The sequence below is a fragment of the Algoriphagus aquimarinus genome (assembly GCF_900112005.1).
GTDB classification, from domain to species: domain Bacteria; phylum Bacteroidota; class Bacteroidia; order Cytophagales; family Cyclobacteriaceae; genus Algoriphagus; species Algoriphagus aquimarinus.
Window position 1 is genome coordinate 161,232 of sequence record NZ_FOKK01000002.1, and the last position, 23,721, is coordinate 184,952.

Annotated in this window: 23 protein-coding genes; 6 read left to right on the forward strand and 17 right to left on the reverse strand. The window is 40.2% G+C overall.

All coding sequences use genetic code 11. The annotated features are described in order from the left end of the window. Positions 1 to 34: 34 nt before the first annotated feature. Positions 35 to 529 (forward strand): GNAT family N-acetyltransferase, encoded by a 495-nt coding sequence (locus tag BM291_RS03135; RefSeq protein WP_092894712.1) that lies wholly within the window; start codon positions 35 to 37, stop codon positions 527 to 529. A 132-nt stretch (positions 530 to 661) separates the two neighbouring features. On the opposite strand, the gene truA is transcribed toward BM291_RS03135, so the two are convergent. After that, positions 662 to 1,447 carry a tRNA pseudouridine(38-40) synthase TruA gene (truA, locus tag BM291_RS03140; RefSeq protein WP_092894713.1) on the reverse strand — a complete coding sequence of 262 codons (786 nt, stop codon included), beginning with the start codon at positions 1,445 to 1,447 and terminating at the stop codon, positions 662 to 664. A 45-nt stretch (positions 1,448 to 1,492) separates the two neighbouring features. Here truA and BM291_RS03145 point away from each other — a divergent pair, with 45 nt between their 5' ends. Beyond that, positions 1,493 to 1,774, forward strand: a complete 282-nt coding sequence (locus tag BM291_RS03145) for a DUF4160 domain-containing protein (RefSeq protein ID WP_217647289.1) — start codon at positions 1,493 to 1,495, stop codon at positions 1,772 to 1,774. 4 nt (positions 1,775 to 1,778) lie between these two features. Next, entirely contained in the window at positions 1,779 to 2,009 is a 231-nt protein-coding gene (locus BM291_RS03150) for a DUF2442 domain-containing protein (RefSeq protein ID WP_092894714.1), read from the forward strand. A gap of 235 nt (positions 2,010 to 2,244) precedes the next feature. Here the strand turns inward: BM291_RS03150 and BM291_RS03155 are convergent, their stop codons facing one another. From BM291_RS03155 to BM291_RS03175, 5 genes are all read right to left on the reverse strand, one after another. After that, a complete protein-coding gene (locus BM291_RS03155; protein WP_092894715.1) occupies positions 2,245 to 3,450 on the reverse strand; it encodes a CehA/McbA family metallohydrolase domain-containing protein in 1,206 nt (401 codons plus the stop codon). 165 nt (positions 3,451 to 3,615) lie between these two features. Then, a complete protein-coding gene (locus tag BM291_RS03160; RefSeq protein ID WP_092894716.1) occupies positions 3,616 to 4,269 on the reverse strand; it encodes an outer membrane lipoprotein periplasmic chaperone LolA1 in 654 nt (217 codons plus the stop codon). 33 nt (positions 4,270 to 4,302) lie between these two features. Next, positions 4,303 to 6,795 carry an FtsK/SpoIIIE family DNA translocase gene (locus BM291_RS03165; RefSeq protein ID WP_092894717.1) on the reverse strand — a complete coding sequence of 831 codons (2,493 nt, stop codon included), beginning with the start codon at positions 6,793 to 6,795 and terminating at the stop codon, positions 4,303 to 4,305. A 53-nt stretch (positions 6,796 to 6,848) separates the two neighbouring features. Then, positions 6,849 to 7,889: a quinone-dependent dihydroorotate dehydrogenase gene (locus BM291_RS03170; protein ID WP_092894718.1), complete on the reverse strand. Its 1,041-nt coding sequence runs from the start codon at positions 7,887 to 7,889 to the stop codon at positions 6,849 to 6,851. Positions 7,890 to 8,204: 315 nt separating this feature from the next. Continuing rightward, a complete protein-coding gene (locus tag BM291_RS03175; protein WP_092894719.1) occupies positions 8,205 to 9,701 on the reverse strand; it encodes a M28 family peptidase in 1,497 nt (498 codons plus the stop codon). Between the two features lie 273 nt (positions 9,702 to 9,974). On the opposite strand from BM291_RS03175, the gene gcvP reads away from it, so the two are divergent. Beyond that, the gene (gene gcvP, locus BM291_RS03180; RefSeq protein ID WP_092894720.1) at positions 9,975 to 12,863 is read left to right on the forward strand and encodes an aminomethyl-transferring glycine dehydrogenase; all 2,889 of its coding nucleotides are present in this window, start codon (positions 9,975 to 9,977) and stop codon (positions 12,861 to 12,863) included. 54 nt (positions 12,864 to 12,917) lie between these two features. On the opposite strand, the gene BM291_RS03185 is transcribed toward gcvP, so the two are convergent. From BM291_RS03185 to BM291_RS03200, 4 genes are all read right to left on the reverse strand, one after another. Next, positions 12,918 to 13,229, reverse strand: a complete 312-nt coding sequence (locus BM291_RS03185; RefSeq protein WP_092894721.1) for a hypothetical protein — start codon at positions 13,227 to 13,229, stop codon at positions 12,918 to 12,920. A gap of 288 nt (positions 13,230 to 13,517) precedes the next feature. After that, on the reverse strand, positions 13,518 to 13,829 hold the full coding sequence (locus BM291_RS03190; protein ID WP_092894722.1) for a hypothetical protein: 312 nt from the start codon (positions 13,827 to 13,829) through the stop codon (positions 13,518 to 13,520). A 248-nt stretch (positions 13,830 to 14,077) separates the two neighbouring features. After that, positions 14,078 to 14,956 (reverse strand): lipoyl synthase, encoded by an 879-nt coding sequence (gene lipA, locus BM291_RS03195; RefSeq protein ID WP_092894723.1) that lies wholly within the window; start codon positions 14,954 to 14,956, stop codon positions 14,078 to 14,080. 54 nt (positions 14,957 to 15,010) lie between these two features. Next, the gene (locus BM291_RS03200) at positions 15,011 to 15,739 is read right to left on the reverse strand and encodes a hypothetical protein (RefSeq protein ID WP_092894724.1); all 729 of its coding nucleotides are present in this window, start codon (positions 15,737 to 15,739) and stop codon (positions 15,011 to 15,013) included. A gap of 70 nt (positions 15,740 to 15,809) precedes the next feature. Here BM291_RS03200 and BM291_RS03205 point away from each other — a divergent pair, with 70 nt between their 5' ends. Together BM291_RS03205 and sdaAA are read left to right on the forward strand one after the other, a co-directional pair. Further along, a complete protein-coding gene (locus tag BM291_RS03205) occupies positions 15,810 to 16,214 on the forward strand; it encodes an OsmC family protein (RefSeq protein WP_092894725.1) in 405 nt (134 codons plus the stop codon). A gap of 149 nt (positions 16,215 to 16,363) precedes the next feature. Continuing rightward, positions 16,364 to 17,272 carry an L-serine ammonia-lyase, iron-sulfur-dependent, subunit alpha gene (sdaAA, locus tag BM291_RS03210; protein WP_092894726.1) on the forward strand — a complete coding sequence of 303 codons (909 nt, stop codon included), beginning with the start codon at positions 16,364 to 16,366 and terminating at the stop codon, positions 17,270 to 17,272. Here sdaAA and BM291_RS03215 read toward each other — a convergent pair. From BM291_RS03215 to dnaJ, 7 genes are all read right to left on the reverse strand, one after another. Beyond that, complete coding sequence (locus BM291_RS03215; RefSeq protein ID WP_317045637.1) at positions 17,261 to 17,719, reverse strand: small multi-drug export protein; 459 nt, start codon at positions 17,717 to 17,719, stop codon at positions 17,261 to 17,263. The genes sdaAA and BM291_RS03215 overlap by 12 nt on opposite strands. Next, positions 17,719 to 18,657 (reverse strand): calcium/sodium antiporter, encoded by a 939-nt coding sequence (locus BM291_RS03220; RefSeq protein ID WP_092894933.1) that lies wholly within the window; start codon positions 18,655 to 18,657, stop codon positions 17,719 to 17,721. Before BM291_RS03220 ends, BM291_RS03215 begins: the two co-directional genes overlap by 1 nt. Before the next feature lie 7 nt (positions 18,658 to 18,664). Continuing rightward, entirely contained in the window at positions 18,665 to 19,309 is a 645-nt protein-coding gene (gene upp / locus BM291_RS03225) for a uracil phosphoribosyltransferase (protein ID WP_092894728.1), read from the reverse strand. A gap of 110 nt (positions 19,310 to 19,419) precedes the next feature. Then, the gene (locus tag BM291_RS03230; RefSeq protein WP_092894729.1) at positions 19,420 to 20,730 is read right to left on the reverse strand and encodes an ABC transporter permease; all 1,311 of its coding nucleotides are present in this window, start codon (positions 20,728 to 20,730) and stop codon (positions 19,420 to 19,422) included. Further along, positions 20,723 to 21,616 (reverse strand): ABC transporter ATP-binding protein, encoded by an 894-nt coding sequence (locus tag BM291_RS03235; protein WP_092894730.1) that lies wholly within the window; start codon positions 21,614 to 21,616, stop codon positions 20,723 to 20,725. Before BM291_RS03235 ends, BM291_RS03230 begins: the two co-directional genes overlap by 8 nt. A 17-nt stretch (positions 21,617 to 21,633) precedes the next feature. After that, positions 21,634 to 22,521, reverse strand: coding sequence for a hypothetical protein (locus BM291_RS03240; protein WP_245786760.1), 888 nt, complete (start codon positions 22,519 to 22,521; stop codon positions 21,634 to 21,636). Between the two features lie 80 nt (positions 22,522 to 22,601). Next, positions 22,602 to 23,720: a molecular chaperone DnaJ gene (gene dnaJ / locus BM291_RS03245; protein ID WP_092894731.1), complete on the reverse strand. Its 1,119-nt coding sequence runs from the start codon at positions 23,718 to 23,720 to the stop codon at positions 22,602 to 22,604. Position 23,721: the final 1 nt, after the last annotated feature.

Below are 23,721 nucleotides of genomic sequence, written 5' to 3' on the forward strand. Positions count from 1 at the left end.
ATCGAGATAAATTGGCGTTTTATTTTTACTGCCTATGATTCAAATAAACCCAGCAACGAAAGAAGACTTGAAAATAGTCCAATCCATCGCAAAGCGCACCTGGCCTGATACTTTTGGAACAATCCTTAGTTCCGAGCAAATCGATTACATGCTAAACTGGTTTTACGACATTGCTCATCTAAAAGAGCAAGTTGAACTGGGACATACTTTTCTTCTCGCAGATGAGGATGGAGAAAAGTTGGGCTTTACAGGTATTGAAATCAATCAGGAACCGGGGAGAACGAAGATTCATAAAATCTACATTCTTCCTACAGCTCAAGGAAAAGGAGTTGGTAAGAAATTGATCAACGCGATCAAGGAAATTGCTTTGAGAAATGAACAATCTAGCCTCCTGCTAAACGTAAATAAGTACAATCAGGGAGCGATAGACTTCTACGAATACCTAGGTTTTGTCAACATTAAAAGTGAAATCATCGACATCGGAAATGGCTATGTGATGGATGATTATGTATTTGAACTGAAACTTTGATTTTTTTTCTCGCTACGTCGCAGCGATGCAACGTTAGAATATTTTAAGTTTTATGCTTCACCTTTAGTTATCAGCTTCTCTCAAATGGCCATTTAGAAGGTTCTTTTTTAGTTCTTCAGCCTTTTAAAACCCTCAAAGGTTTGTCAACAAGGTCTCCCAAAGCACCAACCCATTTGACGGTGCTGGAGGTAGTTTCTCGAATCTTTCCGGAAAATCAAATCGACTAGTAATCTCAGCTAACTCCATTTCTTGGCTACCAATTTGCCAAACGACTGACATCATCATGCGTACTTGATGATGAAGAAAACCTGTTCCCGTGATTTCGAAGTAAAAGATTTCTTCTGGGAAAAATTGACCCAAGAACTCCTTTGAAGTAAAAATATCAGCAGATAAAACTTCACGCTTATAGTCCGTCTTATTTTCTGAAGGTTTGCAAAAACCCTTAAAATCATGGCTTCCTGTGAACAGTTTACAAGCTTCCTTCATTGCTTCCCAATTCAATTCACCAGGCAGATTGACCATAAAAGCCGAAGCAAAAGGATGAAAAGACTGAGAATTAGTGAAGTAGTACCGATAGGTTTTTTCAGTTACAGAGTGGATCAAATTAAAGTCTGTGGCAACCTCCAGCACGGAATTAAGTCGAATATCCTGAGGCAGATGGGCATTGAATTGAGGCAGAAGTGTGCTCATATCTACTTTTTCCCGAAGGAAAACCTGCACATATCCACCGATACAAGAAACGCCAGCGTCAGTCCTGCTTGCTCCGATCAGAGAAAAGTCCTCATGCCCCATTACGTGCCGAAGGACTCGCTCCAACCTCCGCTGGACAGTCTGCTGATTCGGTTGTGGCGCCCAGCCTTTATAACGGGCACCGAAATACGAAATGGAAAAGAGGTAAGAATATGGCCGGGATTGCAAGAGAGATAATGTTTATAATTGACAAAGATAATAATCTGCAGCCGGATGAAATTTAAACTTGAATTGCTAAATAAGATTATGCCAACTGTTCTTTACATTTCAGGATGGAGACTATTCTTCTATTCGAATGAAGGAGCAGAACCTATTCATATCCATGCTCAAAAAGGAGACATGGAATGTAAATTTTGGGTATTTGTTGAAAAGGTGGACATTAAGGAAGCCTTCTCGTATAATCTGAGTACTACAGGAAGAAAAGAAATCAGAAAATTAATTTTCAAGAATTTTGACTTAATTATAGATTCCTGGAACACATATTTCAATAAGTAACTATATGAAAGTTAGCTATCACATATCTGATATAAGTTTTATCGAAGACAGGATGGTTCTCTCTGTAGATGAGCGCGAAATAACAGTTGAATTAGCAGATATTTCCGATAAACTTTTGGCCGCTTCAGACATGGAGCGATCAATTTATAAAATCTCTCCTTCTGGTTATGGCATTCACTGGCCGTTAATCGATGAAGACCTTTCCGTTGAAAAATTGATGAAGGATAACCAATGAGATGGATTCATTAAACCCTGGAAAAGGATGGGCTGGGAGATTACATAGAATCGAAGGTGTACCACTAATTGTTTACTTAATATTCCTAACCTTACTCTTGATCACCATCTTTTATTTTTGGTTGAAAATTAGGAAGGAGAAAAAAAAATAGAAAAAGTGAAATGTCCATTTTGAAAGAATTAAATGGTTTTAAGAAGCCTTCTAAAAAACGTTAGTTCAATATTTTTAGGCAAAATTAATCCCTCAAAACAGGCTGCGTCCATGCAACTTCTGTATCGCCCAACTGATAAGGATTCTCTTTTAGTTTGGAAGAAATTATTTTTGCACGTACATACATATCATCTGCATCTAAAGTATAAGATGCTTTTTGACCCTGCTCATCTTTCAGTAATACTCCACTAGCTTCAGGATTTGATTTCTTTGTTCCAAAAAACTGAATTGTATAGGTAACTCCTTGTTCAGGTTGTACCCCGACACTGAGTGTTTTCCCATCGAAATCTACAGACTCTAAAGTCACTCCGGTGCTGGAATAGAAATCCCCACGCTCCATAGCCTCCACCAGAGATGCTGGCTCCAAACTTTCGGACAAAACCATTACCCAACCTCTACCTGGATTGCTACTGTTCTCATCAAACACATGGTAATTATGAGCATCATCTACAGCCAGACCATAAAGCAGTGGCTTGTTTGCTTGAAGGTAAGCCGACTGAACTTTGTCCCATAACACTTCCATGCTTGGTCGGAGTGAATCCCCGTAGTTATGAACCTGTGGATGACCATTAAACACTTCGAAGAATCTTTCTCCGTCCAAAGCAATAATGTCCTCAGGAGTTATCGCCCAGATAAAGTTCGGATGATTGATATGCAGAAACATAGGCACTCCGGTAGAGTCCCGCTGTGCTTTTACTTTATCAAGACTCCGCTGCATTACTTCTGAAACTGAATTACCACCTTGAGGCTCTATTTTTTCTCGGATATTGGTGACGTTCATATGAAGAGGTTTCTTATCATATGAATCTGTCAACTCCTGTGATTTTATAATCAAAAACTCACCCTCTTCTTCAAACATCGGCGCATATTCAGCCAGTGTTTTCAGCTTTACTTCAATTCTCCCTACAGAGTCTTTTCTGTATTCAACTCCACTTTCCCCATATTTGGCTAGGTATTTTTCGAAGCCAGCTTCATGCGAAGGAGATTTAGGCAGAAGCTTCCATTTCTCGCCTTCCGCCAATGTATTATGATCAGAAAGCACTACAAAATCGTAGTCATGTGACTTATACCAATCCATAATCATCTCAGGATAATCGTCCCCATCGCTCCAGTAAGAATGCGTGTGCAGATTGCCTTTATACCATTGTTTGGTAGATTTTAACTGTTCTTTTGTGGCACATGAAAAAATGCCAATCGAAAAAATGGATAAATAAAGTAAGAATGTTCGCATAATTGTGGCCGGTTGAAGGATCGCCTAAAGATAAGAAACCCCTTGAATTCTATTAGTTAGGCTCAAGTTATCAAATTCTTTTAAGGCCTTAAACCAAAAAAACCACCTCTTTCAAGGTGGTTCATGTTTATTGTGAAATTAAGGTCACTTCATAAAATCTATCTCTTATCTTAAATCAATAATTTCAATTCCAGGATATTGCTTAGCATCAAATACAAAATAGGATGACGGAAGATTCGCATTAAGCTGTAGATTTTTAAAGGTGTAAGAAAAAACCCCTCCTTGACCATCAAACATTTCCCAGCCTAGAAGATTTGAGCTGCTTTTATCAATCATCAATTTTACTTGCTCGAAAGGCGCATTGTTCTTTTCAGCAAGTAATTCGACAACATGAGCTATTTTGCCTTGAAATTGCTTTTCTCCTATCAATTTATAGCTATAGCCTGATTCATAAAGTCGGTAGATATTAGAAGGCGTAAGCTCTCCTTCCATTTGATTGGCGTCGTTTACGGTAACTTCCTTGTAATTATCCGATTGGATAAAAGTCCAAACCGTTTTGCCATCATTATAAATTTCCTGATCTGGCAGCTTGAGTCTATACTGCTCACCTTTCACCGCGATATCTCCTGTTTGGCGATCACCAGGTCCAGAGGCATCTTGGAAAGTGAAGTCAAAATTAGCCGTGAAACCATTCATTGCTTGAAACTTTTTGCTCATGGCATCCAAAACAGTTTTTGCTTTTGGATCTTTTTGAGCGTTGGCTTCGAATGATAATAGTAAGGCTAGAAAAAGAGTATAAACTAGGGCGAATTTTTTCATGTAAAGGAGCTGCTTGAACTACTTGAACAGCTTTTACAAACTATTCAATAACCGTTCCAAACTAGCTTCATCTTGAACGAGCACTTCCCGAGCTTTTGATCCTTCGAATGCTCCCACTATACCAGCAGCTTCCAATTGATCGATGATTCTTCCCGCACGATTGTAGCCCAACTTAAGTTTTCGCTGAATCAAAGAAGTACTTCCTTGCTGATGCATTACAAGAAGTCTTGCTGCATCATTGAAAAGTGGATCGAGATCCGAAAAATCAACACTTCCGATAGAATTATCAGAATCTTCTCCTTCAAACTCAGGAAGTAAATAAGCATCTGAATAACCTTTTTGCTCTCCAACCCAATCACAAATAGCATCTACTTCAGGCGTATCTAAGAATGCACATTGGATACGCGTTATCTCTGATCCGTGGGATAAGAGCATATCTCCCATACCAATAAGCTGATCTGCTCCGCCCGTATCGAGGATAGTTCGGCTATCGATTTTGGAAGTCACACGGAAAGAAAGACGTGCGGGGAAGTTCGCCTTGATAATACCGGTAATTACATTTACAGATGGTCTTTGGGTGGCGACAACCAAGTGAATACCAATTGCTCTGGCAAGCTGTGCCAGACGGGCGATTGGACCTTCGATCTCCTTGCCAGCAGTCATCATCAAATCTGCTAATTCGTCAATTACCAATACAATGTATGGCATGAAGCGATGGCCATTGTCTGGATTAAGCTTGCGCGCGACGAATTTCGCGTTGTATTCTTTCAGGTTTCTTGTACCTGCGTCTTTCAATAAATTATATCGATTATCCATCTCGATACAAAGAGAATTCAGCGTGTAAATCACCTTTTTGGTATCGGTAATAATAGCTTCTTCAGCGCCTGGAAGCTTAGCCAAAAAGTGTCTTTCGATCTTATTGAAAAGTGTTAATTCTACCTTTTTTGGATCTATTAGGACAAACTTCAATTGAGATGGATGCTTCTTGTAAATCAAAGAAGCCAAGATCATATTCAATCCTACAGACTTACCTTGACCAGTAGCACCTGCCATAAGTAAGTGAGGCATTTTTGCCAAGTCCACCACAAACACTTCGTTGGAAATAGTCTTTCCCAATGCAATTGGTAAATCCTTGTCCGAACGCATAAATTTCTCTGTACCCAAAACTGCCCGGGCAGGCACTAGCTCTCTATTTTTGTTAGGAACCTCTATACCGATAGTTCCTTTTCCTGGTATCGGAGCAATAATCCTAATTCCCAAAGCTGCCAAGCTCAAGGCGATATCATCCTCCAAATTTTTGATTTTGGAGATTTTCACACCCGGTTCAGGGACGATTTCATAAAGTGTAACTGTCGGCCCAATGGTCGCTTTGATCTCCTGAATTCCGATCTTGAAGTTTTCAAGCGTCTCTACAATCTTGTTTTTATTGTCTTCAAGTTCCTGACGGCTTACCGTTACTTTCTGAACGTCATATTCATTGAGCAAATCAAGCGTAGGGTATTTGTAATGTGGAAGGTCGAGTGTAGGATCATAAGCATCCAAATTCTCAACCTCTTCCGCAGTTTTCTCTTCACCGATTGGCTTAACTACAGAGAAATTATTACTCTCCACAACTTTTTCATGCGCTCGCTCCACTACAGGATCGAGGATATTTAATTGTGGAACATCGAATGCAATTTCTTCTTTTTTAGGCTTTGGTTTGGACTCTGGTTTGAGTTCAATTGGAGCATTGAGATTATCTTCCTTAATCGTCCAAGAGCTCCCATCGTCATCGATTTCTTCTTCCTCATCCAACTCATCCTCATCTTTGAAAGGGTTTTTCACTGGAGAGGCCGCGTCTACTTCCAACTCATCATCGTCCATGTCTGAATCTGAAGATTTGCTACTGAACCAATCTAATTTGTCAATATCAAAGAAGAAAATCACGAAAATAAGCATGGATCCACCCAATAATATGAATGTTCCCCAACTCAGAAAATCTGCTGAAAGCTTAGCCAATTCATACCCAAATCCTCCTGAAAGGAAGCTCCAGTAGGAATATCCCTGAATCAAAATCACAATGTAGCCAGTCAATAAACCGAGCCAGAACGTGAAGAAAAGCGCGAAAGTAGTATAACGTGTGAGAGAAACCAGCGAGATTTTGAACGCCCACTTGAATCCCAATAAAAACAGAAATGGAGGAAATAAGAATGCCGCAACTCCAAACCAACGATAGATCATCCAGTTTCCAGCCTGTGCTCCCAGATAACCCAGCCAGTTGGTTGATTCACGAGCCGTTTCCCGAATCGCTTCACTACTATTGTTCATGACCAAACTCTGATCTGCAGGACCATTCAATAGGTAGCTGATAAAAGCGATCATTAAAAAGAAAGCGATTGACATCAACAAAATGCCAAATGTCAAGACTAGCTTGGTCGTATTAAACTTCCCAAAAGAAAAACTCGGCGCTTTGAAGCCAACTCCTTTCTTTTTGGTGGGTTCTGCTTTTTTTCTAAAAGTATTGGTCCTAGGTGAATTGGTGGCCATGTATGCGATTCAAATCCGATTTAAGATAAGATTAATGAATTTAGATTGACAAATTATTGCGAAAAATGAGCCAATAATCCTTTTTTAATCTTTTTGATCAGCCCAGGTCCCTCATAAATCATGCCCGAGTAGACTTGAACCAAGCTGGCTCCAGCTTCGAGTTTTTCTATGGCGTCTTCAGCAGAAAAGATTCCGCCTACTCCAATGATTGGGAAAGCCTTGTTAGACTTTTCAGATAGATATCGGATAACTTCTGTACTTCTTTTTCCTAAAATTTTCCCACTCACACCACCTGCTCCTATGGACTCAACTTCTTCCTTGGAAGTGCTCAATTGTGAACGATCTATAGTGGTGTTGGTCGCTATTACACCATCAATTTTGGTTTCCTGCACGATTTCGATGATATCGTCCAGTTGTCCATCTGTCAAATCAGGAGCAATTTTCAGAAGTATAGGCTTAGGAGTTGGCTTGAGGTCATTCGCATTTTTCACCGCTTGGAGCAGAGCTTTAAGAGGTTCCTTTTCCTGAAGGTCGCGAAGATTGGGTGTATTCGGCGAACTCACATTTACTACGAAATAATCTACGTGATCATGTAACGCCTCCAGACAAATCAAATAATCGTCCACCGCATTCTCGTTTGGAGTGACTTTATTTTTACCAATATTCCCTCCTACCAGTACGTTTGACTTTCGCTTTTTCAATCGCTCCACAGCTTCGAACACGCCACCATTATTGAACCCCATGCGATTGATCAGAGATTCGTCTTGCGGCAATCTAAATAGTCTAGGTTGTGGGTTTCCTTCTTGAGGTTTGGGAGTCAACGTTCCTATCTCAATAAAGCCAAAACCTAACATCGCCATTTCGTCGATCACCTTGGCGTCTTTGTCAAAACCAGCTGCCAATCCAACAGGATTTTTGAATTTCAACCCAAAAACCTCTCGTTCCAAGCTTTTGTCTTCCAGATGAAAAGTTGATTCAACTATCGACCCTATTACTGGAAGATTGAAAGTTAACCGAGTTAGATCCACCGTGAAGTGATGAGCGTCTTCTGGTTTTTTAAGGAAAAAGAGGGGTTTGAGTAGTGATTTGTACACGTAGATTTGGATTGCGTTCGGAAGGCAAAGATACCTTTTTATAAAATTTGAAGATTGGAAAAGTGAAATCAATTCTTAGAAAAGAGAGTTTTACAGCAAAGTCTACAGAGGATGGCACAGCGAGCCTATGTCACCTTAACTGTTTCAAGTCTGCAGCCTTGCACGATAAATAGCTGTAATACTGACCGCTTGACATCTAGACGAGTAAATCTCAGCACTTTTGAATTTACAATTCCTTTGAGCCTTGCACCTCATACCAAAAAAAGGCTACTGGATTTCTCCAATAGCCTTTTGAATTCTTAGAATCCAGCTTAATTATCTAGCTGGTCTATTGTTTGTCCCATCAACTCTTGGTTTGTTTTCTCTGTTGGCTACATCCCAAACTGTGTGGAAAATAAGTCTTGCTCTCTTTTCCATTAGCGGAAATTCAATTTTGTCCACCGTATCAGTTACTTGATGGTAATCATCATGTACACCGTTGAAGAAAAACGCAACTGGGATATTATGCTTTGCAAAATTGTAATGATCTGATCTGTAATAGAATCTATTTGGATCGTCCTCAGCATCATATCTGTAATCCAAGATTAAATCAGAGTAAGTGATGTTGTTGTATTCTAAGATTTTTTTCAAATCTGTAGATAGCATTTCAGAACCGATTACATACACGAAGTCAGTGTTTTCAGCATCTTGGTATTCGTAGTCAATTCTACCCACCATGTCAATATTGAAATTCACTACTGTGTTTTCCAATGGGAAGATAGGATGATCAGAGTAGTACTCAGAACCCAAAAGGCCTTTTTCTTCACCTGTTACATTTAGAAAAAGAATTGATCTTCTTGGCTTGATACCGTCTTTTGCAGCTGCAGCAAATGCCTCAGCAATTTCCGTAACAGAAACAGTTCCTGATCCATCATCATCAGCTCCGTTGAAAACTTCGCCTGTGCTGCTCACACCTACGTGATCGTAGTGAGAAGAGATTACTACTAGCTCCTCCTTCTTGTCAGTTCCTTCTAAGTAGCCCATTACATTTGAGCTTTCTACGTCTTCGACTTTCTTTTCGATCTGGTAAGTCGCCTTTTGAGACTTGATAGATTCAGGATTTGTTTTCGCTGCTTCTTTCAAAGCCTCCAAAGGAGTTCCGAACAATTCAGCCATTTTATCAGAGCTAACCATGAATACTGGTTTTTGCTCAATCTCCTTTGCGAAACCAACTCTACCTTTTCCAGCTAAGCTTTGGTAACGGCCAGCAATTCGATCAAAGTTTGCTTGACCTTCCATGCTTACGATTACAATACCCGCTGCTCCAGCTTCCATTACTTTAGTCAGAAGGTCATTAGATCTTACGCCTACAGCCCAGATACCAACCAACTTCCCTTTTACGTCAACTTTAGCCAAGTTTTCGTCAGAAACTAATCCTAGGAATACAAGGTCAGTTTTAGACGCTTTCTTCATATCTCCATCACCGATGAAAACAAAATCTTTATTGTTAACAAGTTTGTTTTTGCCAACTTTCAAAGAAACTTCCCCGAAAGATGTGCTAACTAACTCAACAGCCTGAAGGTAACTTCCAGCTACTGGGCCACTCAAACCAATTTTTTTGTAGAAATCTGCCAAGTAATTAGCAGCAACTTTTTGCTCTTCAGAACCTGTGTCTCTGCCTTTCATTTCGTCAGAAGCGAGGTAGGTAAGACGTTCTTTAAGGTCTCCAGCGGTGATTGTGTTGGCATACTTCACCTGTGCAGGTTGCTGTGCCAACGACGGTAGAGCAAGGCCTAAAGCCATTGCGCCCGTCAATAACAGACTTTTATTCATCAGTTTATAGTTAGGTTTTAATTCAGAAAGAAATCAATTGCAAGCACTCTATTACGAAGAAGAGCAACTATAGGCTAATTTCAATCTATTTGCATTTCAGGCGCTAAACTAGAGAATTTTTCTACCCAACAATAAACCGCTTATATATTTTGATGTAACTCACCCGAAATAATGGGGATCATGAAAGCTTTATCTTTCAATAAATTGTACCTTCGCACCTTGAAAAATTAGAGGATTTCAAACCCAAATAGTTCATCGTCTTAACGTTCTTATATGAAGATCAATCTTTCTAATGCTGTCAAATTTGAGAGCAGACACAATGGCCCGACAGATGCAGAAATCTCAGCAATGCTGGAGAAAATCGGAGCTTCATCTTTAGAGGAATTAATCAACCAGACTGTACCAAAGTCTATCCAATTGGATCGCCCGTTGGATCTTCCTGCTGCAAAATTGGAATCTGAGTTTTTGAAAGATTTCAAAAAACTTGCTTCTAAAAACAAAGTATTCAAGTCATTTATTGGCTTGGGTTACTATGACACATTAGTGCCAGGGGTGATTTTGAGAAATGTACTTGAGAATCCAGGATGGTATACTGCTTATACTCCTTACCAAGCTGAAATAGCTCAAGGTAGACTAGAAGCTTTGATCAATTTCCAAACTGTTATAATGGAATTGACAGGAATGGAACTTGCGAATGCTTCACTTCTTGACGAAGGTACTGCTGCAGCTGAAGCGATGAATATGCTTTTTGCAGTGAAACCTAGAGAAAAAAAGAACGCCACGAAATTCTTTGTAGACGAAAAAGTATTCCCTCAAACTAAAGCTGTTCTAGAAACTAGAGCTGAGCCAGTAGGAATTGAGTTGGTATACGGATCTATTGATTCCTTGGACTTGACAGATGAGAATCTATTCGGAGTGCTCTTCCAATATCCTGATGCAGACGGTGAAGCACGTGATTACTCTGCTATCGTCGCCGCTGCCAAAGAAAATAATGTAACAACAGCTTTCGCTGCTGATCTTTTAGCATTGACGCTTTTGACTGCCCCGGGTGAAATGGGAGCGGATGTCGTGATCGGTTCTTCTCAGCGTTTTGGTGTGCCAATGGGTTACGGTGGACCACACGCTGGTTTCTTCGCAACGAAGGAAGCTTACAAGCGTCAGATCCCAGGAAGAATCATCGGTGTTTCTCAGGATCGCGAAGGTAATAAAGCCTACAGAATGGCTTTACAAACACGTGAGCAGCACATTAAAAGAGAAAAAGCAACTTCAAATATTTGTACTGCACAAGTACTATTGGCTGTCATGGCTAGTTTCTATGCAGTTTATCACGGTCCAAAAGGACTGAAGAACATTGCACTTAGAACTCATGGACTAGCGAAACTTACTGCTAAGTCTCTTGAGCAGTTAGGCTATGAGGTTACTTCCAAGAATTATTTTGACACCATCAAAGTAAGCATAGAAGCTAAATCTCTTAATGCAATCCAATCTTTGGCTCTTTCTGCGGAAATGAATTTCCGTTACGATTACGATACAGTTTTCTTGACTTTTGACGAAGCGAAGACTTTAGAAGATATCGCTTCAGTAGTTGAGGTTTTTGCGAAAGCAAAAGGAGTGGAAGCTCCAGATCTTTCGGCTCTGGCTTCAGAAATTGAATTGGATTTGCCAGAAGGATTAGTAAGAACTTCTGAGTATTTGACTCACCCAGTATTCAATGATTTCCAGAGTGAGCACGAGATGCTTCGCTACATTAAGCGTTTGGAGAATAAGGATTTGTCATTGGTACACTCTATGATTTCTCTAGGCTCATGCACAATGAAGCTTAATGCTACAGCGGAAATGATCCCTGTCACTTGGCCTGAGTTTGGACAAATGCACCCATTTGCTCCAACCGATCAGACTGCTGGATACCAGGAGCTTTTTGCAAACTTGAGACATTGGTTGAATGAAATCACTGGTTTTGCAGATACTTCACTTCAGCCAAATTCTGGCGCACAAGGTGAGTTTGCTGGACTAATGGTAATTCGTGCCTATCACCAAAGCAGAGGCGATCACCACAGAAATGTGGCCTTGATCCCTACTTCCGCTCACGGTACAAACCCTGCTTCTGCTGTAATGGCTGGAATGAAAGTGGTTTTAGTGAAATGTGACGAAAAAGGAAATATTGACATCGAAGACTTGAGAGCAAAAGCAACAGCTAATGCAAATGAGTTGTCGTCTCTTTTGGTGACTTACCCATCTACTCACGGAGTATTTGAAGTGGCTATTCAGGAGATCTGCGAAATCATTCACGAAAACGGTGGACAGGTTTACATGGACGGAGCTAATATGAATGCTCAGGTGGGATTGACTAGCCCAGGCAGAATTGGAGCTGACGTTTGTCATTTGAATCTTCACAAAACCTTCTGTATTCCTCACGGTGGTGGTGGACCAGGCATGGGCCCAATCTGTGTTGCAAGTCATTTGGCTCCCTTCCTTCCAGGAAACCCAGTGGTGAAAGCTGGTGGTGAGCAGGCAGTTTCTTCTATTTCGGCAGCACCTTATGGTAGTGCGAGCATTTTGCCAATCTCTTATGCTTACATCGCAATGATGGGAGGAGATGGTTTGACAAATGCTACGAAAATGGCAATCCTAAATGCTAACTACATTAAGGAAAGATTGAAAGATCATTTCCCTATTTTATATACAGGAACGCAGGGAAGAGCGGCTCACGAAATGATCGTCGATTGCCGAGCTTTTAAGGAAGTAGGAGTGGAAGTAGAAGATATCGCTAAGCGATTGATGGATTATGGTTACCACGCGCCTACAGTTTCTTTCCCAGTAGCTGGCACCTTGATGATCGAGCCAACTGAGTCTGAAACTAAAGCTGAATTGGATAAATTCTGTGATGCATTACTTTCTATCCGTGCGGAGATCCAAGAGATCGAAGATGGCGCAGCTGATCGAGTAGAAAACGTTTTGAAAAATGCGCCTCACACGGCAATGATGGTTCTTACAGATAAGTGGGAATTGCCTTATTCTAGAGAAAAAGCCGTTTATCCTCTTGAGTATGTGAAAGGAAATAAATTCTGGCCAAGCGTAAGAAGAATTGATTCGGCCTTCGGAGACAGAAATTTGATCTGTAGCTGTATACCAGTAGAAGATTACGCAAGTGAAGAAGCTTAATTAGCTTAAGATAAAGAGTGAAGAGGCTACCAATTAGGTAGCCTTTTTTTTGGCTTAGAGTAACGGCATCTTATCTTCTTCAGAAAGTTGAATTTCCAAACCTCCGATTTTTGAAGCCACAAAATTATAGACTATTGCCCCTAATGCCCCTACTATAAAACCTATGATTCCATACAAAATCGGGAAGACAATAGCCATTCCAACACCTAATCCTAGGCCATAAGAATACATTTCATTCCCTAAGAGTCCTGAAAATATGGAAAAGAAAAGCGCATAAAATATTCCAATCACAAAGCCTAAACCACCAAGTGTCAAGCCGTAAATTTTTGCTGCGGAAGAAATTCCGATTTTTTCAATTTTTACCATTTGCTTTTAGTTTAATGTGAATTCGACCAGTTTTAATAGACATCAAAATATTGAAAAATTAAGCATAAAAAAAGCGCACCAGTAAAGTGTGCTTGTGAAATTGGCGAAGAAAAATCACTTAGTCATCCTTCTCAGCATGGCAAAAAGAACTCACAAATAGATCTATTTAGCTCAAGACTTCAGTTTTGGACCTATCGCAATTTACGCTCTTGGCCTACTTTTCTATGAGATATGTTTCAACGTAATTCTTTATAGTTGGAGCACACGCTATAATCCTCATTTATCTTTTCATAAAGGAATTTCATCATCCTTTGAAAGCTGGATTTCCAGTCCGCCAATTTTCGAAGCCACAAAATTATAGATTACTGATCCCAGTGCTCCTATAATAAAGCCCATTATTCCATACATAATTGGAAAAGCGATTACCATTACTATCCCTAAACCACCTGCACTGGAGATAGGAAAAGAGTTTCCTAGTAAGCCAGAGAATGCAGATAGGAACAATGCATAGAATATGCCTATCACAAAGCCAAGAATGCCAAGTGTCAGACCATAGATTTTGGCAGCGGAAGAAACTCCTATTTTTTCAATTTTTACCATTTGGTTAAAAGTTTAGTGTGAGATATACTTCCTCAAAATATTAAAAAATTAGGCATAAAAAAAGCACACCCGAAAGTGTGCTTATACTATTCGTCTATGAAATTTATGAATAGATTCTTTTTTACAAAGAGGAAAAAGAGTCAAACGAATTGATTGACAGTAGCGAATTCGATACTTCGGCCACCCGTCTTCGGTCTTCTGTCCGGTCAACCAAAGGAAATAGGGACCAGTATCAATTAGCGTAAAATCTAGACATTAACGTGTCTCTCTGCATGATAAGATGATCTTACTAGCGGACCAGACTCTACATATTTCAAACCTCTTGCCAGTCCTTCTTCTCTATATTCTGCGAAAAGATCCGGATGTATAAACTCAGCAACTTCTATGTGCATCTTGGTAGGCTGAAGGTATTGTCCTAGGGTCAGGATATCACAACCATGCGCAGCTAGATCATCCATGGCTTTTAACACCTCTTCCTTTTTCTCTCCCAAACCAAGCATCATACCTGTTTTGGTTCTTTTACCAAACTCCTTGGTCAATTTGGTTTGTTCTAATGAACGAGCATATTTTGCCTGTGGTCGAACTCTTCTATAAAGACTTTCCACTGTTTCCATATTATGAGAAACAACTTCCTGTCCAGCGCTGATCATACGATATAATGCATCCCAATTTGATTTTACATCTGGGATCAAAGTTTCAATAGTAGTCTCAGGAGAAAGCTCTTTGGTCTGAACGACGGTTTGATACCATATTTCAGCTCCTTTATCTTTCAACTCATCTCTATTCACGGAAGTTAAAACCGCATGTTTTACTCCCATGAGTTTAATAGCTTCGGCAACTCTTCTAGGTTCGTCAGTATCATACTCAGGCGGTCGGCCAGTCGCTACTGCACAAAATGAGCAGGAACGCGTACATACATTTCCTAAAATCATAAAGGTGGCGGTGCCTGCGCCCCAGCATTCACCCATGTTCGGGCAATTGCCGCTTTCGCATATCGTATGAAGCTTATGCTCATCGACTAATTTGCGGACTTTGGCGTATTCTTTTCCTACCGGAAGTTTAACTCTAAGCCAATCAGGCTTTTTTCTTCGAGTGGCTTCTTGGGAAATTACAGGTAATTCGATCATTGATTTCTGATTTGATGCAAAGGTAACTCAGCCAAGGTCAAAACCCAAGTTGACTTACCGTCTGAACCCGTAGAAAAACGTGAAGTACGCGGACTGGAACAACTGTCGGTTTTCTGTAGTAGGGATCAACGGGATTTCTTTGGTAAAACCTTCAAGCATGTATCCAAGTTCCAATCCCATTGCATTTGAGCGAAAAACCCCAAATTCAAAATTAAGAGCTGCTTTTAAATTACCTCCGAACGCAAACTCTGATTGTCCTATACCTTCGAAAAGCCTACCAGTGCCCAAAATATTAAATCGGCTTTGATGAACTTCAGGATTGTACTGCTCGCGAACCGTTTCTACACGGTTTAGCGCATACTCTATATAATAAGGTGCGATTATACCAAAGGATGGTCCAATCGCTGCTAACGCAGAAACTTGAACACCTTGATTAGGTGCTTTTTTAAAAAGAATTATCTCACGACCATATTGAGGTCTAATCGAATAGAGGTAGTTGGACTTCCCGAAAATATAGCTGTTACCCAGAACTGTGTTGTATCGGATTTCCTTAGGGTTTTTGACATTGGAAAGCTCCAACGCCAAAAAACTAAACTGGGTATCGTCGATTCGCGTTCCTACTTTGAACACAAAACCTCCGATCAGTCCGCCGTTAGTGTTTTTGTTGCCGCCAAACATGTATTCCTTATCGTATTCATAGTTGCCTATATCTTCTCTTTGGGCAAAAGATTCTATGGAAAAGGAAAGTAATAGAAGTGGTAAAATGAATTTCAGCTTGGTCATTCGAATTGGTCGAAAATATAGCCCTATTTTTGGGTGTTAGTATTTTAACTGATTTTAAAAATAAGAGTTTATGCCCACTATAAAAAGTTCATATTTAGGGAATTTGAGAACAGAATCTGAGCACTTGCAATCAAGCGTGAAAATACTGACTGATGCTCCCGTGGATAATAACGGAAAAGGAGAAGCTTTTTCTCCGACCGACTTGGTAGCTAGCGCTTTAGGAAGCTGCATGGTTACAATCATGGGAATTGTCGCGAATCGGGATTCAGTTTCATTGGATGGATTAACTTGGGAAGTAACCAAAATAATGCAAGGATCACCTAGAAAAATAAATGAAATCATTGTTGATTTTAATTGGGATAACCCAATAACTGACACGTCGATGATCCAAAAATTGAAAAATGCTGCAAAAACTTGTCCAGTTGCGTTAAGCTTGGATTCGGAAATTAAGCAGACTTTGAATTTCAATTTCTGAATGCAAAAGTAAAGGAAAATCGAAATCTAGAATGACTAGTCTCTATCAAGGATGTTACATCTATCTTCGGTCCTCCAACCTTCAAACTAAAGAAATTAAGTTTGCTAGTATTATTTAGAACACTGTAAAAGTATATAAACCCATCTATTATGAGCTATTTATTTGAATCCTTCAAGGGCTGGAAAAGCTATTGCGAAGAGAAGAATCTAACCCTACCAGAATCTGTCATCGAATATGAAGTAGATCAGAAAAATGGAACAGATGAAAAGATTAAAGCGGGACTTCTTCAGGCATATGGCGTGATGAAAGATGCGGTGAAGACTGGGTTGGAAGAAGAAATGACTTCTCGCTCTGGAATGATTAATAACGGAGCTAAGAAAGTTTTCAATCACCCTTTGTCAGTCCTATCACCTGAATTCCAGAAGTTGATCTCCCGGGCTTTGGCTGCCAAAGAAGTGAATTCTTGCATGGGCAGAGTGGTAGCCGCGCCTACAGCAGGTGCAAGCGGCATCCTCCCTGGCACGTTGGTGACACTTCAAGAAATTCACGGCTTAACTGATGAGCAAATTGTAGATGGACTGTTAGTAGGTGCTGGCATTGCTTTGATCATAGAAGAAAAAGCAAGTTTGGCTGGTGCTGTTGGTGGTTGTCAAGCTGAAACAGGCTCTGCAGCAGCTATGGCTTCAGGTGCTATTGTATACTGTTTAGGTGGAAATACTGATCAGATTTATAATGCAGTCGCTATTACAATTCAGTGTATGCTGGGATTAGTGTGTGATCCTGTCGCAGGCTTAGTAGAAGTTCCTTGTGTGGTACGAAATGCAAGTGCAGCTGCGATTGCTTTCAGTTCAGCTCAAATAGCTTTGGCAAATGTAAGTGCCGTGATCCCAGTTGATGAATGTATAGACGCGATGGGTGAGGTAGGCGCCTCAATGGAAAGTAGGTATAAGGAAACCGCTATGGGTGGATTGGCTGCTACCTTGACAGGTCAGGCCATTGCTGATCGGGTACTCATAAAAGACATAGAAATCTTACCCGACGAAGAATTAGAGGAATAGATTCTTAATAAACGGAACCGCTAAAAGATGATCTATACTCAAACTGAAAACAACCGCCCAGAAGCAGGCGCTCCAAAACATATGAAAATAAATGTGTCTTTTCTTGACACCAAAAGAAACCATGATTAGCGTTCCTCCTATTGGAGAAAGTAGTATTGGGGTAAATAAAGCGATACCTATTTCACCGTATTTTTTCCAAAGCTGAACTATCCTCCTATTCTTCTTTGAGAAAACTAGTTTTGGTTTTGTAAATATTTTTTCATCTAAAGTATCTTTTATCCTTGTACCTACTAAAGTGAAAATCACAACGCTGGTCATCATTCCTGCGACTGTTACTAGCACATTCTGCCATACACTATACCCCGCAGCTGATCCTAATACTGGTCCCGCAAGAAACTTGAACCAACATAAAAAGTAGATTCCCAGTAAGGTCAGAATAGATTCCATTATAACAGGAAGAACAAATAGGCAAAGTAGCTTAGTAAGAGAAGAGATCCTTCAACTTTTGAAACCCTCATCTTCGTACGCATCAACACGAATAGAAAGAGAGTAATTCCAAGCATCCATAAGAAATCAGAATCTATAAATGCTTGCGACACGCCAATCGGCTTGATGATCGCCGTAATCCCAATAATAGATAGAATATTCATGATATTACTTCCTAGGATATTACCTAAGGCTAAATCCGTTCGCTTCGATAATGCAGCGATTATAGAGGTAATAAGTTCAGGTAAGCTTGTGCCAATGGCAATAATGGTCACACCAATTATGCGCTCAGAAACTCCGAACTCCCTGGATATTTTCACTGCATTATTGACTAATAGTTCAGATCCTAGGTACAAACCTATCACGCCTCCAACAAATAAAGCAATGGATGTAAACCATGTATAGCTCTTCACCTGCTCTATTTCTTCTTCCACTTCAGTATTATCAACTAAATCTGCTGTCGGACTTTTGAACAGGTAGATGTTAAATGTGATGAACAAGCCAAATAGTAGAATGCCTTCCCAAAATCCGATGAGCCCATTATAGCTTAAACCGTAAAAAAGTATTGAAACTAGTAACGTAACTAAATAATCAAATCGGATGTGAGTTTTTCGGATTAGAATGGGATAAAATATCCCGCTTATTCCTAGCACCAGAGCAATATTGGCAATATTGGATCCAATCACATTTCCAATAGATATATCACTGTTTCCCTTGAGGGCGGCATTCACACTTACTAATAGCTCCGGTGCAGATGTACCAAAAGCTACCACAGTCATCCCAATTAGTCCTGCACTCATCCCGAGCTTTACAGCCATAGCGGAAGCACCATCTACAAGAATTTTACCGCCATAAAGTAAAATGACCAAACCAAGAAATAATAGGAAATAAGGTAGCATGTAGTAATTAAAGTTTTGGGCCAAAAGCAAGATCTCCAGCATCACCTAGTCCAGGGACGATGTAGGATTGGTGATTTAATTTATCGTCAATCGCTCCCAGCCAAAGTGAATAAGAGCAAGAGATGTTTTTACTGAGGTATTCTATGCCCTCAGGTGCTGCAATTACAGAAGCAATGTGAATGTGCTTTGGTGTGCCGTAAGAAAGAATAGATTGAATCGATTCTACTAGAGACTTACCAGTAGCGAGCATAGGGTCAGCAAGAATTATTGTCCTACCCTCTACGCTTGGACTAGCGTGATACCCCAACTGAACGGTGATTTCTCCAGGCTCACTCTCATCTCGAAAAGCACCTATAAACCCACTGTCTGCCTGATCGAAATAGTTTAAAAAACCATGGTAAAATGGCAACGATGCCCGCATCACGGATATGATTACAGGTTGCTCTATTGGATTCAGTGCCGAAGATGATGTAAGGGGAGTTTCTATTACCTCGGAAACATATTCAAATGACTTGGATATTTCATAAGCCATTATTTCACCCATCCGCTCCAGGTTTCTTCGAAAGCGCATTCTATCATTTTGAATGCGGATATCTCTCATTTCACGCAGGAAGCGATTGGCTAGTGATGGTGTATCAGATAGAACAAACATGCTGCGAAGATAAAATAAAAACTCGGGCTGATAGCCCAGTTTATATTGTCATTAAATTTCGATGCTTTGTCAAAAGCTTCTTTCTACCTAGATTTTAACAAAGCATCGAATCAATTATTGGTTTTGATCCACTTCCAAAGCGTCTTGTAACTTGGCTTAGTGCCATGCATTAGAATCCCGATTCTGTAGATTTTTCCAGCTACCCAGGTAGTAAAGAGAAAACCCACAATCAAAAGTCCCATTGAAAGCATAAGCTCCCAAATTGGCACACCATAGCTAACCCTTCCCATCATTGCTATTGGCGAGGTTAAGGGTACGACCGAAAGCCAAAATGAGGTAGTGCTGTTAGGATCATTCAAAACAAACACAAACAAGCCCATGTAGGCAACTATCAAAGGTATAGTCACAGGCAACATAAACTGTTGAGCATCTGAGGGAGCATCTACAGCCGAACCAATTGCTGCAAACAAGGCCCCATAAAGTAAATATCCTCCCAAAAAGTAAAAGACAAAACTTAATACAATTTGAATGTAATTGATACCTGAAAGCACTAGTAGAATATCGCCCATGTCAGTGTTTTGGGCTAACCCTTGAGCCAATTCAGGATTAGCGAGCTCCATCGCCTGCTGCTGAGGCATCTGCATACCAAGGAAACCCGTAACGATAGTGGTAAGGGTTCCGATTAACACAATCCAAATCAACAGTTGAGTCAGGCCTACTCCAGCGATTCCAATAATTTTGCCGAGCATCAGCTGAAATGGCTTCAGTGAGGAAACTAAAATCTCGACGATCCTACTGGACTTCTCCTCAATAACACCTTGCATTATCTGATTTCCATAAATGAAAATAAACATGTAGATCAGTATTCCTGCTACAAATCCTATGGCATAATTCACTGTAGCATCACTTACAGTTTCGGTACCTTCATCATCTAAGGTGATCGATTTGATTGCTACTTTTGTTCGGACATCATTGATGATTTTGGGATCAATCCCACTTTCGAAAAGCCGTTGCTCTTCGATTTTTTTTCGCAAATTATTTTCCAAGTAACTGATCAAACTCATACTTGGATTCTCCTCTCCATAAAAGGAAATCCCACTTGGATCTTCTATATCAAATTCTGGAATATGCAGGAAACCATAGCGATCCCCATCCTGGACTAGCTTCTTCGCTTTTTCAGAACTTAAATCGGAAAAGGAAAAAGCATATTGCTCTGAGCTCTCCAAGAAAAACAGCTTATTATCGTCTACTACTTCTATAATTCGAAGGGCTTGATTATCCTCTTCTTCTAAAGCTATCCAGACAAAGACTCCCATGATAGCCGGAAAAATCAATGGAGTTAATAAAGTAACGAGTAAAAAAGACTTCTTTTTGACACGTGATACATACTCACGTTGAATCACTAACCAGATCTTATCCATTCTCTGTTGACTTTACCTGGTGAATAAAAATTTCTTCCATGCTTGGTATAAGCTCTTGGAATCTACTCACTTGCCCGTATTGCATTAATTCATTAAGCAGATCGTTCGGCTTCTTTCCGCTGAGCGGAAGTGTGAAATTGAAACTACCTTCATCTTCTTTAGATATCCACTCTGTAGGCAAATCTTTCTTAAGTTGATCTAATGTGACGGAATAGACCTCTGGCCGATAAGTGGATTTAAGCTTTTTGATCGTGCCGTCAAGTATTTTTTTGGAGCGATTGATCATTGCTACCTGATCACACAGGAGTTCGACTGACTCCATACGATGAGTACTTAGGATCACAGTTGTGCCCTTCTCTTTAAGTTCCAAAATCTCATTTTTGATAATCTCAGCATTTACTGGGTCAAAGCCTGAAAATGGCTCGTCAAGAATCAAAAGCGGGGGATTGTGAATAATGGTGGAAATAAATTGGACTTTCTGAGCCATCCCTTTAGAGAGGTCTTCAATCTTCTTGTCTTTCCAAGTTTCCATTTCTAGCTTCTCCAGCCAGTATTTGATTTTTATCTTGGCTTCCTGTGGACTTAATCCTTTGAGTCTGGCAAAATAAAGCATCTGATCCCAGACCTTCATTTTCTTATAAAGGCCTCGCTCTTCAGGTAGATATCCGATTAATTCAATATGCTTTGGAGCCAGAAGTTCTCCACCTATGTAGACTTCACCGCTATCACCATCAATAATCTGATTGATAATCCGGATCAACGTAGTCTTACCTGCTCCATTCGGACCAAGTAGTCCAAACACAACTCCTTCAGACACATTCAAATCTACATCTGTAAGCGCTTTATTGACTCCGTAAGACTTATTAAGCTTTTCTATTTTTAGCATGATCCAAAAAATAGGGATTATTCTACAACTAATGAACCGACTCCCACATCAATGATCAATTCCATTAATCTAGGGTCCGTGGCATCATAGCCTTTAGTGACGTAGGTCCCTTTTTCTAATGATTTTAAATATTTCGGCAAGGTAGTTTTACACATAGCCGTTGTTCTCATTTTTATTTTGATAGGAAATGAATCCGAAGGTAGTTTCAAATGGAGTGAACCCGCTCCTACAGCAGCAATTACCTGACTACCATTGGGCATTCCTTCAGAGAAAGTCAAATCAATCTTGCCATAATTCACCTCAAAAATCATCTTTTTAGCATTCGTGAAATTGGCATTTTCAATCACTACTGTCCCCATGTTCAAGGTAACAAGCAGCGTATCCATCTGGACTTGGTTCGGAGAATTACTTCCATAACGAATAGTCACGTCGGCACTGGCACTTTTCACCTTCAGCTGATTGATGGTCAAATTCGCCAAGTCAAAATCCGACTTGCCCATTCCCAAATTAAAATCAAGATGATAGAGGTAATTAGTACTCAAGCCCACATTCCAGCTATGGTCAAAGTCATCGCCAGAACCTGAGAATAATTTGGACGTGATACTTTTCCCTAAGTTTTCAGACTCCACATTCTTATGAATTAAAGAAGTCTGTAGGATATTATTGGAGATTTTATGGGAAAATACAGGAAGTATATTCGCCTTTTCTAGATGTCCATGAATATAGACAGGGTCGGAAGATTTGGTTCGCCTCATCTGAGTGGCACTCTTATAAGTAGTGAACTCAAGAGCAACCATATCAAAACCGTCTTTTTCTGTCGCTTTGAACTCTTTGACTAGTTGCGCCTTACTCACAGCTACCCATCCAATCATCATCAGAAAAAGCAGACACAATTTTCTAAGCATACGGTAAGGTTACGAGGCGTCTTTAAAAAGGTTTTTTAAAAATATAAAAAAAGCCAGAATTACTTCCGGCTTATTTTATATTAAAAGAACTCTTTCATCTTATCGAAGAATGATTTTTCGCTATTTCCAGGGTCAGGTTTAAAATTATCCGAGTCCTTGAAATTCTCCAACGTTTCTTTTTCCTCCCTTGACAAATGCGTAGGTGTCCACACATTTACCATGATGAGTTGATCTCCTTTAGCGTATCCATTGATATCTTTGATCCCTTTTCCTTTCAAGCGGAGCATCTTACCGCTTTGAGTTCCTTGATCAATTTTTATCTTCACTTTTCCTTCAATAGTAGGTACTTCTACCGAAGCACCTAGAGCTGCATCTATAAAGGAAACGTATAGATCATAAATCACATTGTTCCCATCACGCTGAAGAAGCTTATCCTCAATTTCCTCAATTACAATAAGCAGGTCACCAGCGATTCCACCAGGAATCTCATTCCCTTTTCCAGACATACTTAGCTGCATTCCTTCAGCCACACCTCCTGGGATATTTATAGAGATTACCTCCTCTTTTACTATCAGGCCTCTAGCATCTGCATCTGCAGGCTTTTTGTCGACAATCTGACCACTACCTCCACAAACTCCACATGTGCTAGCTGAAACCATCTGGCCAAGCATGGTATTGACAACCTTCTTCACTTGTCCAGCACCTTGACAAGTAGAACAGGTCTTAAACGTCACTCCATCTGCTATCAGATGGCGTTTAACCTTTATCTTCTTTTCTACTCCATTTGCAATCTCGGCAAGGGTCATTTTCATCTTCACGCGAAGATTTGTTCCTTTCTTAGTACGTCGGCCACCGCCGCCGCCACCGAAGAACGAACCAAATCCGCCACCTCCTCCGCCGCCGCCGAAAATATCGCCGAATTGGGAAAAGATATCATCCATATTCATTCCACCGCCGCCATATCCTCCAGCACCGCCTACACCTTGATGACCGAATTGATCGTAACGTTGTTTTTTCTCTGAGTTACTTAGAACCTCGTAAGCTTCGGCTGCCTCCTTGAATTTATCTTCAGCTGCAGGATTATCAGGATTTTTATCAGGGTGATATTGAATCGCTAATTTCCTGTAAGCTTTCTTTATTTCGTCTGCGGAAGCGGATTTCGCTACTCCAAGTACTTCGTAATAATCTCTTTTAGCCATA